This is a genomic window from Maribacter sp. Asnod1-A12 (genome assembly GCF_045063735.1).
In the GTDB taxonomy this organism is placed as follows: domain Bacteria; phylum Bacteroidota; class Bacteroidia; order Flavobacteriales; family Flavobacteriaceae; genus Maribacter.
The window spans coordinates 1-1,322 of record NZ_JBEFNZ010000001.1; the positions used below are offsets into that span (position 1 = coordinate 1).

A 1,322-nucleotide genomic window follows, 5' to 3' on the forward strand; every position below is an offset into this window, starting at 1 on the left:
GCGGGCTATATTGCCCCTGCAGATGCCGAGGCCACGAATGGTTTAGATACCAACTACCCTGTTGGTTTAACTCCAGAAGATACCGATGGTGATCTAATTCCTGATTATTTAGATGCAGATTCTGATGATGATGGTATTACAGATGTAGTAGAAGCTGGGCAAGGTACAATTACAGATCCTTTAGCGGATACTGATGGAGATGGTTTAAACGATGCTTTTGATGATACTACTTCAGGCTATGATGTAAATAACGATTTAGATACAGGTGCGATTGCAACGGATAACGAAGATGATGTTGACCCTGTTGAGGTTGACTTTAGATCGATTTTTGATTCTGATAACGATGGTATTCCAGATACGGTAGACCTTGATGACGATAACGATGGAATCTTAGATACAGATGAGTTAAATTGTTCTCCCGGATTTGTAGATTTGGGTCAAAGTTTCGTTTCCACAAGCAACCCAGGTACAATTAATGATATTTATGCTTTTGATGGTGTAGATGCTGATTTTAGTTATGAACTTCAAGGTTCAACCACATGGAATTCTGGAGTTACGAGCCAAAGTAACGGTTCTATTACTGGAGAATATATAAATGTACAACCCCAAAATACAAATTTCTCGAACGGCGATGTTGCTGTTTATACTATTGATTTTGTTAATGGACCTGTTTACAACGTTCAATTTCAATGGGGAGGATTAGATAATGCTGATAGGTCAGATTTTACTGCATCTAACTCAGGAAACAGTACTTCTGTTTTTCTTTCTGATGATAACTTAGGCACGAATGCAACTTTTACTGGTCAATCGGTAGTTAGTAGTGCATTAGGAAATAATGCCCCTTTAAATAGTATTTTCGTTTCTATACCGGGACCTGTAACACAGATAAAAATAGTAGTAGGGAAAAACGATGCGGGAAACAATGGAGATGTTACTATGCAGTTATTCCATTTTCAGTATTGCACAATGTTGGATACCGATAATGACAATATTCCAAATCATTTGGACTTAGATTCTGATAATGATGGTGTTACGGATACTACAGAAGCCGGTGGCGTGGATGCAGATGGTGATGGTACCGTAGACGGTTTTGTTGATGGCAATGATAACGGTGTTGCCGATAGTGTGGATACTACTCCTTTACCAGACGAAGATTCAGATAATGATGGTATAAAAGACAGAGTAGATTTAGATGCTGATAACGATGGTATTCCAGATGTAACCGAAGCTGGTGGTCCAGATACGAACGGTGATGGTGTTATAGATACTTTCGCTACAGATACAGATAATGATGGTTTGGCAGATAGCGTTGATCCAGTTGG

The 1,322-nt window shown here is 39.1% G+C and carries 1 pseudogene; it reads left to right on the forward strand.

The window, feature by feature from the left end:
• A pseudogene (locus tag ACJJVP_RS00005) lies at positions 1-1,322 on the forward strand (hypothetical protein); the annotation flags it as partial.